Raw genomic sequence first — 2145 nt, 5'->3', positions numbered from 1 at the left:
TCAAATCGGCGCAGCCGATTTGTTCCTTAAGCTTGCGGCGCAGCCGCAAATTTAGCTGACGGCGTCAGCCGTCAATTTAGCTTGCCCGCGTCAGCGGGCAAATTTAGCTGCGCGCCCCGCGCGCAATTTCACCGTTCGCTCGTATCACGAGCGAACGAACTTCAAACCCTCCAGTGCGTCGAGCAGCGCCATACCCGCGTCGCTCGTGCCGGCGGGGGCGGTGAAACTCTCGACGGTCATCAGATCGTCGGTCTGCATAACGAAGACCGTCACGTCGCCGGCGGGGCCGGTAAGCGTGACCTTGTCGCCCGACTGCGTGAAGGTGCCGCCCTTCGTCTCGATCTCGCCGTAGTCGTTCATCGTGCCGCCGAGCATCTGCTCGAGCGTCGCGTCGTCGAACTGCGAGCTGACGCCGAGGTTCGGCGCGACGGTCTCGTCGACGTACTGCCGCCAGGTGATGCCGTTCTGATTGAGGTAGTTCTCAAGCTCCTCGACGGTAGCGCCGATATAGTTCGCGGCCTCCTCGTTGGTGAACTCGCGCATCAGCGGGATCATCGCCTCCAGCGTCTTGACCATGAAGTCGCGGTAGAGATCGGCGTCGATTATCATATAAACGCCGCCGTCGCTGCGGAACTCGAAGTCGTATTCGCTCAGCAGCGAGGTGATGGAGGGCCTGAGCGCCTCCTTGAAGCTCTCGTCCGCGAGGATGCGGCGCACGGCTTCGCTCGCGCCGGTGGACTCGATCGCCGTTCCCATCATCGCGTCGTACATGTCGCCGTAGTCAACGTCGTCGATGTTGAAATCCCAGTCGCCGTTGACCTCCGCACCTCTGTACTTCGGCTTCGGCGGCTCGGTGCCTTCGAGATAGAAGGCCTCGACGAACTCGCCGTCGTCCTCGTATATTTCCAGCTCGTTTCCGTCGAGCTCGTAGGTATAATTGAAGTTTTCGCCGCCGCGGTTCATATTGAGTTTGTCGCCGCTGAGCTTGTAGGTGACGGATACCGTCTCGCCGCCGCGGAGGTAGCTGCCGGTGCCGTCGCCGTTGAGGACGAGCGTATCTTCATACTCGCCGACCCACCTGCCCTTGAGGGGATCGTCCGGCTCTTTGCCGCCGGAGGCGTTTTTGCGGACGTACTCCTCGACCTTCTCGCGTTCGCCGTCGTCGTTGACGCGCCAGAAGGTGAGCTTGTCGCCCTCGAGAGTATACGTGAAGCTGAGCTTCTGCGAGGTGTTTCTGACGACGAGCTTGTCGCCGCTGACCTCATAAGAGCCCTCTATATCGGCCGCGTACTGCTGTTTGCTGACGTACTTGCCGCCGTTGAACTCCATCGTGGAGCCGCTGATGCTGCTGGATTCGCCGTCTTCGTCGATGACGCGCAGGTCGCCCCAGACGCCCTCGATGCCGCCGGAGCCGGAGACGCGCGTGGCGGCTATTTTGGTTTTTCCGCCGCTGTCGAGCACGGTGAGCGTGAGCTCGTCGCCCTCGATAACGTAGGTCATTTCGGAAATCTGCGTCAGCTCGAGCTTGTCGCCGTCGAGCGTGAACTCGAAGACGTTCGTGCCGTCCTGACCGTGATCTATGGAGATCCTGCCGTCCTTGACCGTCATCGTCTCGCCGTATTCGCCGGTCCATTCGCCGTCGATGGGGCTGCCTCCCTTGAGGAAGCCCGGCCAGACGAAGAGCGCCACCGCCGCGAGCCCGAGGACGAGGACTATCGCGATGATCGCGATCCACAGTCCCTTTTTGGACTTCTTCTGCTGCGGCGCGGCGTACGGAGCGCCGTAGGGCTGTCCGTAGGGCTGCTGTCCGTAAGGCTGCTGATACTGCTGCTGCGGCTGCGCAAAGCCTTCCCCTTGAGGGGAGCCGGCATAGCCGGCGTTCACGTCGGATGAGGTGTAGCCGCCGAAGGCGGCGTTGCTCTGCTGCGGCGCGGCGTTTGTATTATTCTGATACTGATGCGGCGGCTGCGCAAAGCCTTCCCCTTGAGGGGAAGGTGTCGCGGGCGCGCCGGCGCCCGTGACGGATGAGGTGTAGCCGCCGAAAGCGGCGTTGCTCTGCTGCGGCGCGCCGAAAGCGGCGTTTGTATTATTCTGATACTGATGCGGCGGCTGCGCAAAGCCTTCCCCTTGAGGGGAAGGTGTCGC

The 2145-nt window shown here is 62.1% G+C and carries 1 protein-coding gene; it reads right to left on the bottom strand.

The window, feature by feature from the left end; genetic code table 11:
* Window positions 1-144: 144 nt before the first annotated feature.
* The coding region (locus IJL83_01145) for a hypothetical protein (GenBank protein ID MBQ6552215.1) at window positions 145-2145 on the bottom strand (2001 nt) is incomplete at its 5' end.

Source organism: Clostridia bacterium (assembly GCA_017438525.1).
Classification (GTDB): domain Bacteria; phylum Bacillota; class Clostridia; order Oscillospirales; family RGIG8002; genus RGIG8002.
Note: the sequence above shows the minus strand (reverse complement) of the source record. Positions and strands in the feature narration are given on the sequence as shown.